This window comes from Pseudoalteromonas fuliginea, from assembly GCF_000690055.1.
GTDB classification, from domain to species: domain Bacteria; phylum Pseudomonadota; class Gammaproteobacteria; order Enterobacterales; family Alteromonadaceae; genus Pseudoalteromonas; species Pseudoalteromonas fuliginea.
Window position 1 is genome coordinate 12,960 of the sequence record NZ_JJNZ01000041.1, and the last position, 15,921, is coordinate 28,880.

Genomic DNA, 15,921 nt, shown 5'->3' on the forward strand with positions numbered 1-15,921 from the left:
AAGACCTTTCTTTTATGATCTAATGAGAAATTGATATACCTTATCTAAATATCTATCTGACTTTACTGCTTTTAAATTTTTCGTATACCCATATAAATTCACTTTTTGTCAACTTTAGTTAATGACTATTTTACCTTTTTTGATACTTGATTTTCCCAGATGTACTCCTATTTTTTATCACTCAACAAAAAACAAACATTTATCTGACAAAAAATAAACATTGATCATTCAAAAAACAAATAATAACATCCAATGTAATTAAACATAGTATGTTTATTGTTTTTTGAATTAGGAGATTAACTGTGAATCTTAAAGTAATAAAATTGAGTGTTTTGGTACTTTCTTTCCATTCTTGGGCCGTACCAGAAAGGCCATCTATCGTTCGAGATGTGCATATGACAACTCAAATTGGTAGTGAGACAGGTTTTCCGCAATACACGCGAGCGACTATTCCGGCATTACAAACAACGGCTGATGGACGTATAAGTATTTCTCATAAGCCACAAAGAGATGGAAACTTAGTCTTTCGTTTACAGGTACCTGAAAAATTTGATGATCCAGCGCATCCTAATTTTAATAAAGCATTTATTGAGCATCGTTCCGGGAGCGATATACTTGCTCATCCCGATGCTTTGGTTCCCGGCGCAAGGAGAAGCAACATAATAATAAATGCCGATAATACAATGACATTTAATGGTGCAGCGATTAATAATTCGACTTTAAATAATTTTTACGGCGGAAGCTCAACAGCACATCAAGGGATGTGCGATCCTACTTTTGATAAAAAATCAACTAAGAAAAACCCTTATGCATGCGGTGTTAGCAGCTTAAATGATTGCTACGATCTTACGATTATAAGGGGCGATAATATTGAGAAAGTTAGTGTTGAAGATGAAAATGGTAATATTATAAGTACAGATTCGCGCCAAATGAATCTGAGGTTAGATATCAAGATTCTAAAACTGTGGCCAAAATTAGTTGACCACTACAACCGGTAACTGTTGAAGTGTCTAACCCTAAAACGGCTCGCGCTCAGATTATTCAAGTTAGGTTACCTGAAAGAGTAGAAAATAGGCCTGGGGATATAATTGATCGGGTTAAAACAACTCTAAATCCATATAGGGGTGCTTCAATACCAATGAAAGGTTTTTTAGAACCCAATGTAGCCGGTGACGGTAAACTTCTTTTTTTACGTGCAAATGCCGGAACTTCGGTTTTTTATGAAGATTCTACAGGTAAACGCGTAGCAACGCGTTCAGATAACGTATATTTATACAATGAACAAAATAGTGATAGTGATGCAAGCAATGACTTTGCGGCTTGTGATGTTCAGCAATGGACTTCACAAAGTATTAGACCATTAAGTCATGCGCCATACGACGATTCAATAAATAAAAAATTTGGCTTTGCTATGCAGTTATTTAGAGATACTGAAGGTGATGTCATTGCTGAGACCCAGCCGATTGGTACCTATCCATGGATTGATAAAAATGCTGATAATATTTCAATTACAAGTATTGGCTATGATTTAGTTGAGCGCAGTAATAAAAAAAATGAAATTGTTGATTCAAGAGTCACTAGTTCTGAATGTTTCACTGATATAGATAAGTGCTCAACTGGTGATGAAGCTCAAGATGGCGGCATATTAAATGGTCGTGTAATTATGGGGTTGTGGACTCGAGGAAAAATGGTTTTACTAGATAACCTTATTAACAACATTGATTACTCTTTAAATGGAACCGATGCGGCTCACCGTTTAATAGACCTCTATGATTCGGGGTCACCAATAAGGGTAGGAAATGGACGCGATAACGATGAGGACAATCATCCATTAGCGAGTTCTGGAAATACGACTTTTATTGATTCTAATGAACATAGATTTAATTACTTTAAAAATACAATGCGTCCAGTAACTCCAGCAGATGTAAGTTGGCTGGTTAGTTCTGGGCGAGGTACACACGAACTTGCATTTGATGACTACCTCAACCCCAATAGTTTTATTAATGCCAATATGGCTCAAGTTATTGATTTGCGACCGAGTGGATTAAGAGCAATTGTAGAAGATACGGTTCAAAATACAGCTACAGGCGGGCGCCTTTTAGCACCTGTAGTAGCAGGTAGAGCGCCACTTATTTCTTCAAGTGAATGGAGAGTACCTAGTTATGGCCAACTATTACCGAGTCGAGGTATAAAACCAAGAGTCGAGCCTATTGCTAACGGTGGTATCAATGGCAAAGGACTGTGGATAAAAGAACAAGGTCAAGGAGTTAGTTTTAGAATACCTGAGCAAAGTAATGAACGTGCCGCTCAATTTATGCAAGGAACATTGTATTACGGGCTTTTTATTGATCAAAGAGATAAAAATATACCAGGTGACAAGCGTTTAGTGACGTACTCTGATGGCTCAAGTATTAGTATACAAATGGGTAAAACATTGGTTTTTAAAGATCCTAGTAATAACGTTGTTGGAACGTATTTAATTGATGAACCAATTTTACGAAACCCTGATAATACTCCAATTGATAATGACTATGGCTGGGTACACTTAGGATTTCAAGTATCTGCCAAAGCATCATAACAGAGGTTTTAACGTTTGTAGACGGTTATCCTGTTGATATGTTAACGGTCGACCAGCCGCTTTTTCGATTGCATGCAGGTGGCAATATAATTATTGGTGCTGGTGATCGAAGCGAAACCCAATTTATTGGTTGGATAGATGATTTTAAAGTTTTTGCACAAGAACTTAACCCAGAAGTTGCTTGTAATATGGCTAATGGAACGATTGCTGGAATAGGGAGTGAAGCAAATTCTCGCTGGACAGAATGGTCTAACACAGTAGATAACACGTTACACAGAATAATTGATAATTATGTAAACAGAGACGTTAATGCAAGTAACAACATTATGGATTTAACAAAATATGTTTGTTATTTAGATAATACTGGCGATTTAACTGCAAATTTAGGCAATATTCCAGCTGACTTAGTAAGTGTGCGTGATAGTATCAATTTTCCTGAAGGGCCGTTATTTTTTGACCGGCCTAGACCTGACTCATCTAATAATGCTTTTTGTACAAGTTGCCATACTGAAGATGGGCTTGACGGCTTAGATTTAGAAGCACTTAAATTGCGAGAAAATGTATTTGCTATTAATGACGAGCGCCGTCAGCCGATGCAACCTGATCCATTTGTGTATGGTGTTGTTCCTGCAAATTGGGTGAAAAGTTTTTTTAATATAAACAATGCTGCCGTTGGTACAGCAGCAAACCCTGTTTGCATAGATGAGTTTGATCTATTAAGAGCGGATGAAGACAGTGAGTTTACTTGTGAACCTCATGCAAATGAATAATGTGTTGTGAGTTATTTTACCTGTTTAGTAATCTTGTTATTACCGAATAGCTCTGAGATTTTATCTGGGGCGACAGGATTATATTTTTAGCAAATTAACCCTAAATTATACTTTCACAGCGTTATAAATTCAGGACTTTTGCATATAAATATAATAGTTAAGGGCAATTAAATTGCCCTTAACATTATTATGTTTGTTACTAAAAAACCAACTTAGCATTGTTACTTTTTATTGCATACAGTATAAGATAAATACATTTTTATTTTGTAATATCAATCGTTAAAATTCCTATCTAGCTGAATTAAAAATCTCATTAATTACTTCTTAGTACCAATAAAAGAGTTATACCAACCTGCATAAATCTTTGATTAATTTTCTTAACGTTAAATAGATCCCATATATAAGCAGATTTGGGGTGGTTAATTTTTATAATATCAATGTTTCAATGTTAAATACCCAAATACATAAAAATGTAAAAAATAAAGTAAACAGCTTGTAAATGCAAAGGTCACATGTTTAACTTGGTCATAAGTTAGCCGTTTGTTCAAGTCTAAATTTTAGAAGCTAAGATGCACATTAATTTAGCCTACAGCGCTTAACTAACAATAAAAACAGACAACATCATCACACACTGGCATTGAGAAAAACGATGCCGATAAACAGGAGAGCACACAATGCAGCATAACTTTAGGTTATCAGCAGTCTCTGCAGCTATTATTGTTTCGCTTATTTCATCATCTGCTTTTGGACAAGAAGATGAAGAAAAAGAGAAAATAAAACTACAAAAAGATATCGAAATAATTGAAGTCCAAGGGATCAAAAGTAGCTTACGAAAAGCGGTAAACGCAAAGCGCTTTTCCGACAACGTAAGTGACTCAATTCATGCTGAAGATGTAGGTAAATCAACAGATCAAAACATCGCTGATGCACTATCTAGAGTAACAGGGGTGAGTATTCAAGAAGAGGGCGGTGAAGGAACACGTATATCAATTCGTGGTGCCGGACCTTCTTTAAATCAAATATCAATGAATGGTGTAGCACTTACCGGCGGGCTAAGTACCGATGGCTCTAGTGCGGGCGCGACTAACGATAACAGTGTTGATTTAAGCTCTTTTTCGTCAGATATATTGTCATCTATCGATGTAATTAAAACATCTTCTGCTGATAACGATGAAGGCTCACTCGGCGCAAGTGTTGTACTGAGAACTGTAAAACCGCTAAATTTAAACAAACCACGTCGTTCTTTTACGGTTGAAGGGCGCTACAACGAGTTTTCTGATGAAAGTGACTCACGCATTAATTTTAGCTTTTCTGATAAATACTTTGACGACACCTTTGGCTTTATTATCACCGCCTCTAAAGATACACAAAAAACACGACAAGATCGTATCAATACCGATTGGGCTAACGGCGCAATTCCTATCGTTGATTTAGATGATGCGACAGGCCGTACAGCACATGACACCGTTACAGGCAAAGCAATTAGGGTACTTGGCAATCAACGTGATGCTGATGGGAATAAGCTTTTTGGTGAGAATGGAGAAGCATTATTAAACCCACTGAGTTCACTTAATAATTACGACCCTGAAACGCAAATATTACATGAAGGTGATTTATTTGTTTTAGCGCGTGAGGTTATTGATTTTACATTAAATAATGACCAACGAGATCGCTTGTCAGTATCTACAGGTTTTCAATACCAACCAACAGAGTCACTTGATATTCAGCTAGATGTAACTCATACAGAGCAAGATGTGTTAACCGACAGTCAACGACTGCGTTTAAACATGGGACCTGTAACACCTTTAATTTATGCCGGTGATGACAATACAGCACTAAACGGGGTTGATTTATCGACCAATACCTTGCAGCAATCAAGTAGCCGCTCTACAGGCGGTAACTTTGTTCGCTCCTACGGACTTAGAGAAATTGATACTAATGTAGCGTCACTTGATATTGATTATCAGGTAACTGATTCATTAAATATGAATGTAAGAGCTGGTTTTTCTAAAACAACAGATGAAACACCAGACGATGATGAGAAAGATCGTTTTATCTCTATTAGTACAGCTACATGGGGCACGGCAGGTCGTCAAATAGTTGAATCAATGCCCGATGGCAGCCACGAAATGGTTGGTTACGACTGTGGCGGCAGTGGAGAATGTAGTTACTCAACTGGCGTTACTCCAGGTGAGTTTGATGCCTTTGATGGTACGTCTAATGCGGTATACAGCCGTTTTAATCCGTATGACATGCAGCACAATCACTTAGGTAGTTTAGTGCTGCGTAAAAATAAATTAGCGGATACAAACAAATCACTGTTTGTTGATTTTGACTATGCGCTTGATGGCGACTTTATCAGATCGATCGAGTTTGGAGTTAAGTGGACAAATCGTAAAAAAGATGTCTCTATTCAAAATAGAGCAACCACAAATGGCAGTGACTTAATAGATTTAGAAGACCCTGATCAAGCTTTTGAAGTACGTGGGCTTGGTACAATTCGCTTAGCCGATATAATCGCTGATAGTGCCTATCCTTACGATAATTTTGGTGAAGATATTCAATCAGACCGCTCTGCAGAGTTTTTTAATGGCTGGCCGTTACTTGATGCCGAAAAAGCGCTTGAAATTGTTTCAGGCAAAGATGCAGGTGAAGTAGGTATACGCGAAACCATTACAGGCAGTCGTAATATTGAAACCGAAACAAAAGCCGCTTATTTTAAAGCAAACTTTGAGCTGATGGATGGCAAGCTAACAGGTAACTTAGGCCTTAGGTATGTAAAAGATGACACAACAGCAACTGGTGTAGGCGGTATTAACTATACGCGTTTTCCACAAATGGTTGATGCGTACAATTTGTTAGTTGAGCGCGGTTTAGCAAATACAAATTTAGATGCCTGTCCGGCAGCTGTTATGGGGGTATCTGACACGGGTCAGCCTGATCATCGTTACACACCAGCAAACGATGCTGAGCTACAAAACTGTTGGGCATGGCAAATCACCCATGCGTATAACCGCTCAAACCCGGCTACTTTCCCTGTTGATCCGCAAACGGGTCAGTTTGGAATTCCTGGGGCTGATGGCAACACCGGACTGGGTGTAAATCAGCAAGTGTTTGTAGATGAAAATGGCAACATTATAGCTAACAATGCATTACCTTCTTTAATTTACGACAGCAACGGAAATTTAGTTCCAACGTCAGCTAATGCGTGGGCACACTTTGCAAGCAACGGACAAATTTGGCCGTTTTTAGACAGAACAACCTCATTTACAGGGACACAAGGTAGCGGACGTGAAGTACAAGACCGCGTTGCATGGGTAACTAAAAAAGGCGGACATGACGCTTATTTACCTAGCTTGAACTTAAACTATGCAGTTAACGAAGAAATGATTGCACGTTTTGCTGTTAGTAGAACAATGACACGTCCTCGTTTTGATTCATTAAACCCACGTACACAAATTTTTGAACAACAATGGGACTCTGCTAATGGCTCAGCAGGAAATGCAAATTTAAAACCGCTTAAATCAACCAATCTCGACTTGTCTTATGAGTGGTACTTTAGTGATTCAGGCTTGCTCTCGGCAGCGTTCTTTTACAAGGATATGAAAGACTTTGAAGAAACGGTTGTGGTTCCGTATCACTACAAAGACGTTAGGACTGAATACGATTTACAAACAGCCGATTTATTACTTGATTACGATGAGAATAGAACACCAGGTGGCGAAGAAGATTGTATGCCACTTAGGCAAGTTGCGGGCTTTTTTGACCAATGGCGCATTGAATGTGACGTTGTAAACGTAACCACAGTAACCAATGGCAAAGGCGCAGATATCAAAGGTGTTGAACTAGGTTACAACCAAAACTATGACTTTTTACCAAGTTATTGGGGTGGCTTAGGTTTAAACATGAACTATACCTATCAAGATTCAGAATCTGATCGTCAGCAGGTAGGTAATACCGATATATTTTTAAAACCACTACCACAACCTTACACTCCAAAGCATTCCCTAAATACAACACTGTATTGGGAACAAAAAGGGATTCAATTACGTTTAGCGAGTCGCTATACCGGGGAGCAATTAGTTAACCGAGGTTTAGTTGGCGGTGCTACATGGCAAGAGGCAACCCATCGTTTGGACTTTAGCTCAAGTTATAAAATTAATAAAAACTTTAGCTTAACTTTTCAGGCACTTAACTTAACTGATGAAACTAACCGAATTTATTACACCAGTTCATTTACGCGTAATGCGTTTGAAGCTAACTCGCAAGAGGTTGTGCTTGATGAAGGCAACGCAATTGAAGATGGCAGTGTAACTACTTCGCGTACAGCATCAGTTTGGAAAACAGGCCGTCAGTTCCGTGTTGGTCTTCGCGGTACCTTTTAATTGAGAAACTATTAGCAGCGGGCCACGTTAGGCGCGCTGCCTTACAAATCTTGGAGAGTAAGATGAAACATAACTTACTAATAAAAACAGCAATTAGCAGTGTTATATTTTCAGTATTAACAGGGTGCGGCGGAACGGATGAAGGTTACGATCCGCAGTTTAAATCTGATTTAGCACTTGTAATCGATACCGCAGTGATCACGAGCACATTAAATGAGGAGTCCGGAGTTCAAGAAATTGATTTACTGCAAGGCGTAACAATCGACGGTAAACCAGCCTCTGAGTCAGGAGCAACCATAAACGTAAGTGAGCTAGAGTTTGTGGTTAATAATAATTTCACTACCCCACAAACAAGCGCTAATACCATTGCGTCACACCGAATTTCACCTTTCACTCAATCAAGTGATAGCACTAAATTAGTTATAAATACCAATGCGTTTTCGGCGGCATTAAGACAATGCGACCAAACCGATATAAGAGGCGCTTTAGATGGCGAAGGTAACCCTATTGCTGATGGTAACTTAGACTTTCCGAGCCAAGTTATTTATAACATTACATATTCTATCAATAATGGTGCAGCTATTGCTGCGGGCGGAGCACTGCCTACACGTACATTACAATTAACTGTCAATGCGATTGATGATGTTGTAACTGAGGTCAGCGTCTCGCCGATTGAAATCCCTGCTGGTGGCCAAGCAAGTGTATTCGCATCAGCGATACCAAGTTACGCGTGTAACCCCGCACTTATTTATTCAATTGCAGATGAAGATATCGCAACTATAGATGAAAATGGCCTTATTAGCGCTAAAAATACCGGTGAAACGACTATTACAGCCACAAGTGTTGATAACCCCGAAGCTTCAGCAAACGCCACACTTACAGTGACAGGTGCTTTTAGTCTTGCAATAACAAACGACGATAAAAACGAGTTAGGCGCTTCTTCAGGTAACAAGGACGTTCCAATCTGTGTGGCCAGTGGTGTAAAAGTGCAGCCTGCTTTACTAAACGCAGAGTTAAGTGGCGAATATACTTTTGATTGGACACTTGGTGATGAGGTTTCATTTACGAAAAGCTTAACCGCTAAAAGTGGCTTTGGAGAAGTACTTGCCGTTAAAGCACCTACAACAATAGACAGCTCAAATACGGTAACGGTTGAACTTATTGATGGCGATACAGCAAGCACACCTTTATCACTCATTTCGCAAAAAAGTATTACGGTTAATACTGTTAATAACCAAATGTGTGAGCCGGGTGTGTCTGAACACGAAGCAGGCTTTAACACTGACTTTAACCTAAATGGTGAAGGCGCACCTTATAAAGGCAATGCCACTTATAGCGTATCGGCAACCTCTGTGTCGGGTAATGGTCGATCGCTTGAAATTACAGCGGGCACTGCTACTCAAGGTGAAGCGAATACACCGTACTCTTTTGCAACTCAGCAAGTATGGAATAAACAACGTAACTGGTATAGCGCCAACTATGGGCGTGGTGCTGAATCTGTTGGTAAAACATACCGTTATGCCGTGTGGGTTAAGTTAAATCAAGTGCCAGTTGAACCCGTTACGTTACGTCATGTTGTTGTACCGTGGGTTTATGACGGCATACCTGAGGATGCAAATGGATTTACAGGTCGTTACTCAGAAGCCGGCTTATTTAGCGCAGCACTCGCAGCCACTACGCAGTGGCAATATATCGAGTTTGAAGAGGATTCAACTAGTACACGTGAATGGGCTATTCCAGCAACGTGGAGCTCAGTAACCGATGTGTTTACTCTTTGGGAAGTGTATGGATTACCAACAGGGAATTCACTTTTAATAGATGATTATGCTGTTATTCGTACCGACATTTAGGTAACACGTGTACAAAATAGTATTTGTTAAAGCGATTTTAAACTAAATAAGTTTAAAGTCGCTTTGTTTGCTTATAAGCCTCGATGAAAAATCTATTTATACACCAACTTCTAACTTTCACACAAATTTACATACAAAATGATGAGACATCATGAACAACGCACAAAAAAATATAAAAACACATCAATTGACGCTCACAGCAGCATTATTGTCGGTAATAACCATTGGCAGTTGTAGCAGCGATTCGACGACTAATATGCAAAAGCTTCCCCAAACTAAAAATAATCAACTGCCATTAACGGATCCGCAAAATACTGGTAAATGGGTACTTAACACCCAAGTAAGTGATGAATTTGAAGCCAGCACTATCGATGAAGAACGTTGGTACATTGTGGGTAAACTAGAAAACGGTAAACCCGTTTATAAGCACCCAGATAAGCCAAATAAAAAAGTATGGAAAGGCCGAGCACCTTCGCAATTTTCGGGTAATAACTACCGTTTAGAAGATGGTAAGTTAAAGCTTGAAACACGTTGGGAGCCAGACTTTCCATTTGAAGAAAAAATACATAAGCCCGTGTTTGGCGATGCACTTAAATACGAAAACCTGACAACGGCATGCTTTATTGGCAGAAAGTCATTTCAGTACGGATACATAGAAATTAAAAGTAAAGCCGCTGATGCGCAAATAAGCAGCGCATTTTGGTCGATGGGTGAAAAGTTAGAAGTTGATTTTTTTGAATTATTTGGCGACTCGCTTGATCCTAAAAAAGATCACATAGACAGTGAATTATGGTGGTCAATCCGCGATTGGAATAAAAAGGTGATGGGCAAGCCCACTTATACAGAGCGAAAAGACTTAGGTTTTAGAGTGGCTGATGGCTTTCATGTGTATGGAATCGATTGGAGTGCTGATGGAATTAAATACTATGTTGACGGTAAATTATTTAGCGAAGTATCTGCAGCACAAGCTGATGCCTGGGCTAAAGAGCATCGTGGGGTTGATACAGGCTATGTAGCCAATAAGCCACTGTTTTTATGGCTTGATCAGGAGACTTTTCCTTGGCATGGCGTACCAAAAAGTAAAGAAGAGCTTGAACGTAATAGCCCTGAAGGTAAAAAAGATGATGGTGTAGTCGACTTTGAAATTGAATACATCCGTGTTTGGCAGCAAAAACCAATACAGTCAGTTAAGTAAGGAGTGGGTTAAATGAAAAAAAATACTAAGCCAGCAAGCACATTATTTTGTTTATCACTGATTGCTACAAGTATTCTGCTTTGTGGATGTAACACTACTCAAAGGGTAAGCAATGAAACACTAAGCGACAACCGCAGTAATAAATTAATGTTTAGAGAATCGCAAAACATTATACCTTTTGAGCCCCTATCGCGCCGTAAGTGGGATAGCGCGCTGATTGCAGACTTTGATAAAGATGGTTATCAAGATGTATTAATTACTGAGCATACCCACGCAGTAAAAATTTTTTGGAATAACAAAGATAATACCTTTTCAGCACCACAGATAATTATTAAAGGCGACACACATGGTGTTGCTGTTGCTGATTACGACTTAGATGGTCGTATGGATTTAATAATTGCCCAAGGAGGTGGTGGTGGCTTAAAACCTCGTTTACCTGTGTCGTTTCAAATAAATCATGACCGCACTGTTGAAGGCGGAAAAACGTTTGATGATTTTGAACGCACACGCGGACGTTCGGTTAAATTAGTTGATGGTAATAACAGTGGCGTACTAGATTTAGTACTTTCTGCTTTTCCATTAAATAGGCAAAAAAAAGGAGCGAACCATATATACAAAAACGAAGGACATAATCATTTTAAGTTTGTCGATTACTTACCTAATGCTAAATGGCTTGGTTATAAAACCTTAGTAAGTGATTTTAATAATGACGGGCACGATGATTTATTTTTTTACGGTGGAGATGACATTGTTGCAGTGCAGAGCAAATCTGATTTAGGCTATAAAAATAAAAGTAAGGCTGTATTAGGGAATAACCGTAATATTAGTCATGTAAGTAGCATGACCGAAATCGACTTTGATAATGACGGTGATTTTGATTTATTTTTAACGCGCGCTAAACATCAATTTGAACAACACACCTTTTACGATGCTCAATCTCAAAACTTTGCTTTTTTTGCTCGTAACGAAGCATTTAAATTTGAAGACTTTAAAATATCGGGTGACTTTGAAATAGAAAACCTGCAAATGGCTTACCCTCATTTTAATGTGTTTATTGGAGAAAATAGCGCTCCTTTAATATTAAAAGGGCACGGCGGCAGTGAACGTACGGTACATGTAACAAAAGAGCAAGCAACCGGCTGGCCTAAAAATTTAAGTAAAAAAGGTTTATATATAGGTTACTTAGGTAATGATACTTGGCGCGTCGCGGGGGATACTAAATCGCCTACAGCGGGTGTTATTAAAAGAGTGATTAATTCACCCAACGTAAAAGGGCTTGAGCCATTACCAGCGGTATTATTAGAAAACCAGCAAGGTAAATTTGTTGATGCAACAGCCAAGCTAAATATTAATCTTAGCGAGCCTACAACCAGTGCAGTAGCCGGGGATTTTAATAACGATGGTTGGAGCGACTTAATTGTATTACGTTATGGTAATCCAGCAAGAGCTAACGAGCAGGTACTGTATTTAAATCAGCACGGTCAAGGATTTGAGGCTTTACAAAATCATGGTCTTATTTCAACTGAACTTGGAGCAACCGGGGGGAGTGCACAGGCCTTTGATTACGATAATGACGGCGACCTTGATTTAATCTACTCAAACGAGCGGGGCCGTTGGCACCTATTTACTAATAACAGTGTTTTAGATGCACAGCATAATTTTTTGATCACTAATATTGGTTACTCACCTAACGCTGGCGTGTCTGCATTGGGAGCTACTGCTACTATAAAAGCGTGTGGGCATACTTATAAGCGTGTTGTAGGCTCAACGGGTGCAGGTTTTTCACAAAGTGAAAATAACAAGCTACACGTTGGTTTAGGTACGTGTACACAGATAAATAATGTATCGGTTCGTTGGAGTAATAATGAGTATATAGATATTAGTAATGCGGTTATAAATGATGCTAACGGGGAGTTAGTTGGTAGAAAAGAGCCGTTGTAAGTAATTAAGTGTAAGTAAGAAAATAGCGCTTATTAAGCGCTATTTTTTGTATTGATACTTTAATTAAAAGCTATATTGAACACTTGCACCCACATAACGACTCCAGTCACGAGGATAGAATGCTTCCCCAAAACCTTCAGAGTTTATACGTTGGCGAGTAGTGTACGACTTATCAAATAAGTTTTTAATGAAGACACTAAACTGAAGGTTATCTTTGCTTACACTCAAGTAACCATCCCAAATGCTTGACGATGGGTTAGCTGATTCGCCAAAGGCAAGTTCATTAATTGATTGCGTATGGCTACCATTATAACGCCAAACTGCACTAGTATTTGCTTTCCAGCCAGTATCAGCAATTTGTGTATTGTATGAAATAGTACTTAAAAATTGTTGCTCAGCATTATTAGGGAAAGATAAACCCGTTTGATCAAAGCTCTGACGACCTGTTGAATCAGTAGTGCAGCGAGAAGCAAGTAAACCACCATCACCAGCAGGACAATTTATAGGTGTATCAGCAAAGTCTTCGTAACGTGCATCAAAATAAGCGTAGTTAAATGACCACTTCAATTTATCTGATATTTTAACCACTACATCGGCTTCAATACCGGTTGAACGCGCTTGTGCTGCGTTCACGTAGCCTGCAAAAATAATGTTATTTTCTTCATCTATTACACGGCTGGCACGTACTTGATAATCGTCAACTCTCATATCAAAGTAGGTAAAGTTAAACAGTAAATCGTTATCAAAATACGCTGAACGCAGGCCTACTTCAAAGTTTGAAGAGTTTTCAGGAGCGGTAGGGAAGTTGTCTGCGTCCGCAGGATCTGTATTTGTTGTTACAAAATAAGATGCGCCTTTATAGCCGGTAGAATAATTTACATAACCGCGAATATCATCGGTAAAATCATATCCAACAACTGCTTTATAGATAAAGGCTGTGTCTGAGTTATCAAACTTAGTTGGCGCGTCTTGGCGTAAAATAAGCGATGGATCAGTTTGAGCAAGTTCTAATACTTCATCGAATGTTTCCATTCCAACACCCGTAGAAGGTGTTGCCAAATCTGTACGGGCAAAGGTAGCATTACTTTTTTCGTGTAATAATCTAAAGCCAAAAGTAGCATCTAATTGCTCAGTTATTTGATATTCAAGTTGTCCAAAAATAGCGACGTTTTCAAAACCAGTTGTAAAATCACCACTATTTAGTAAACGAGATGGCGTCAATAATGAGCGGTCGTCATCGCCAGTGGCTGCATAGTTAGCTAAAAAAGCATCTGTTGACTGTCTTGAATAACAACCAGTTAATTCGCCTCCTTCAATAAATCCTCGGTTACCTGCAATACAGCCATCGCGAACCTCTGAGCGTTGGCCGTCGGTATCATGGTAAAAAAGGCCTAATACCCAATCAAACTTTTCATTGTTAAACGATGAGATACGAAATTCTTGTTGAAGTACATCAACCGATTCGTTGCCACCAAAGGCGGTTCGCTCTACAGGAAAATTAATAGTGAAAAATGCTGAGCTGTTATATAAATCAAAGTCTCTGTAGCTACCATTGTAGCTAAGCGTAATTTCATCATTTAGGTAGTAATCAGCAGATATTGAAAAGCCAAAGTTCTCTGTTCTACCAAAGTTACCTTCAGCGTTTCGTGATGTAACCGGGCCGCCAGCTTCTTCAAAAGTAGACTCAGGATTAACACGGTTATAAGTGGTGCCTTCAATAGTGCCATCGTCTTTTACATTAACGATTGGGCGCGGGCCAAAATCTGGGTTAATGCCACCTAAGCGAGTAAGTGAACAACAGTTTGTGTCTGTTTCTGAATATTCTAAGCGAAATAGTACATTTAATTCTTGGCCGTTATCGTATAAAAGTTGGCCGCGGCCTGCTTTTGTTGTTTTTGCGCCAATAGTGTAGTCTTCTTCACCAGGCATGGTGTTTTTTATCCAGCCATCAATATCACTGTATTGTGCATTAAATCGAGCTGCCCAGTTTTCGTTAAGTGGTACATTTACAGTACCGCTAAAATCAGTGCCATCAAACTCAGTAACTTGTGCTCTAACCGTACCTGAAACCCTGTCATCTAGTTGAGGTTTTTTAGTTACATAATGTAATAGGCCTGTAGATGTATTTTGGCCAAAGAGTGTACCTTGCGGCCCACGCATAGCTTCAACACGTTGAACATCTGAAATAGGCAAGTTGAGCATTGATTGGCGCGGTAGCACTTCGCCATCTATAACGACTAAATTTGAAGACTGTAAGCCAATTGAATTTGTAAAAGTACCTATGCCACGTGTTTTTAATGTGGTGGTTCTTATTTCACTACTATCATCAATACCAAAACCAGGTAAGTAGGTCACTAGATCAAACCCATTATCGATGCCAATTTCTTGAATTAAATCGCCGCTAAGCACCTCAATAGACGAAGGAACTTCTTTAAGTGCTTGATCGCGCTTTTGTGCGCTTACTACAATAATTTCAAAATCGTCATCTGTGTTTTTTTTAACTGACTCTTCTTGTGCGTATACGGTCGATGTGAAAGCCGATAAAGAACAACATGCAAGCAATATTGCTGTATGCAATTTACTGTGTTTAAGCATTTTAACTACTCCGTTTCTTTATAATTACTATGTGTGTGCAGATATTGCGACGGCATTACCTGTTTTTAGAATCAGATTAACAAAATGTTACTCACCACTGTATTTTGTATTACAGACAACAAGTGAAATAAGCTTTATCAAATCATATTCATGTTAACAATTTAAACATATGATGTTTATGGTTGCAATATGTTGAATTGTTGTTTATTAAATGTTTCTTTAAAATAGGTGAAGTCTCACCTTGTTCTATTATGTGTAAATAGCCAAGATGAAACTTAGGTTGTTGAAAGTAAATACTTTAAATTTAAAGGTGAATTTTAGAATAAAATATAATATATATTTAAAAATCTACTTTAACGTAACAAAAAAGAGGTAAGCATCTCTATTTTTACTTTTTTGAGCAAAGCTAATGCCTAACCCTTTAAGTTGGTTTGCATTATTATAGTGCGCAATGTGTACTTTTAATTCATCTAAAGCTTGTGTTGTTAGCCCAATGCTATCAAGCGCTAAAAAATACAAATAGGCGTATTGCACGTTGTTACTTTCAAGTGCCATTGCGTGTTTAAACGAGTCAACAGCAGCGGGTTTGTTACCACTTCTAATTAAT

Annotated in this window: 8 protein-coding genes and 1 pseudogene; 7 read left to right on the top strand and 2 right to left on the bottom strand. The window is 38.7% G+C overall.

Annotated features, from left to right (window positions below; translation table 11 throughout):
* The first annotated feature begins 302 nt into the window (after window positions 1–302).
* From DC53_RS08180 to DC53_RS08150, 7 genes are all read left to right on the top strand, one after another.
* Window positions 303–998 (top strand): hypothetical protein, encoded by a 696-nt coding sequence (locus tag DC53_RS08180; RefSeq protein WP_033030337.1) that lies wholly within the window; start codon window positions 303–305, stop codon window positions 996–998.
* A 140-nt stretch (window positions 999–1,138) separates the two neighbouring features.
* The gene (locus DC53_RS08175) at window positions 1,139–2,578 is read left to right on the top strand and encodes a hypothetical protein (protein ID WP_033030339.1); all 1,440 of its coding nucleotides are present in this window, start codon (window positions 1,139–1,141) and stop codon (window positions 2,576–2,578) included.
* A 38-nt stretch (window positions 2,579–2,616) separates the two neighbouring features.
* Window positions 2,617–3,348, top strand: coding sequence for a hypothetical protein (locus DC53_RS08170; protein WP_033030342.1), 732 nt, complete (start codon window positions 2,617–2,619; stop codon window positions 3,346–3,348).
* A 674-nt stretch (window positions 3,349–4,022) separates the two neighbouring features.
* Window positions 4,023–7,733: a TonB-dependent receptor gene (locus tag DC53_RS08165; protein WP_033030344.1), complete on the top strand. Its 3,711-nt coding sequence runs from the start codon at window positions 4,023–4,025 to the stop codon at window positions 7,731–7,733.
* A 62-nt stretch (window positions 7,734–7,795) separates the two neighbouring features.
* Window positions 7,796–9,583: an Ig-like domain-containing protein gene (locus DC53_RS08160; RefSeq protein WP_033030345.1), complete on the top strand. Its 1,788-nt coding sequence runs from the start codon at window positions 7,796–7,798 to the stop codon at window positions 9,581–9,583.
* A gap of 151 nt (window positions 9,584–9,734) precedes the next feature.
* Window positions 9,735–10,778, top strand: coding sequence for a family 16 glycosylhydrolase (locus DC53_RS08155; RefSeq protein ID WP_033030347.1), 1,044 nt, complete (start codon window positions 9,735–9,737; stop codon window positions 10,776–10,778).
* Window positions 10,779–10,790: 12 nt separating this feature from the next.
* A complete protein-coding gene (locus DC53_RS08150; RefSeq protein WP_033030350.1) occupies window positions 10,791–12,719 on the top strand; it encodes a CRTAC1 family protein in 1,929 nt (642 codons plus the stop codon).
* Window positions 12,720–12,782: 63 nt separating this feature from the next.
* Here the strand turns inward: DC53_RS08150 and DC53_RS08145 are convergent, their stop codons facing one another.
* Window positions 12,783–15,314 carry a TonB-dependent receptor gene (locus DC53_RS08145; RefSeq protein ID WP_033030352.1) on the bottom strand — a complete coding sequence of 844 codons (2,532 nt, stop codon included), beginning with the start codon at window positions 15,312–15,314 and terminating at the stop codon, window positions 12,783–12,785.
* 348 nt (window positions 15,315–15,662) lie between these two features.
* Window positions 15,663–15,921 (bottom strand): annotated as a pseudogene (locus DC53_RS0120570) (hypothetical protein); the annotation flags it as partial.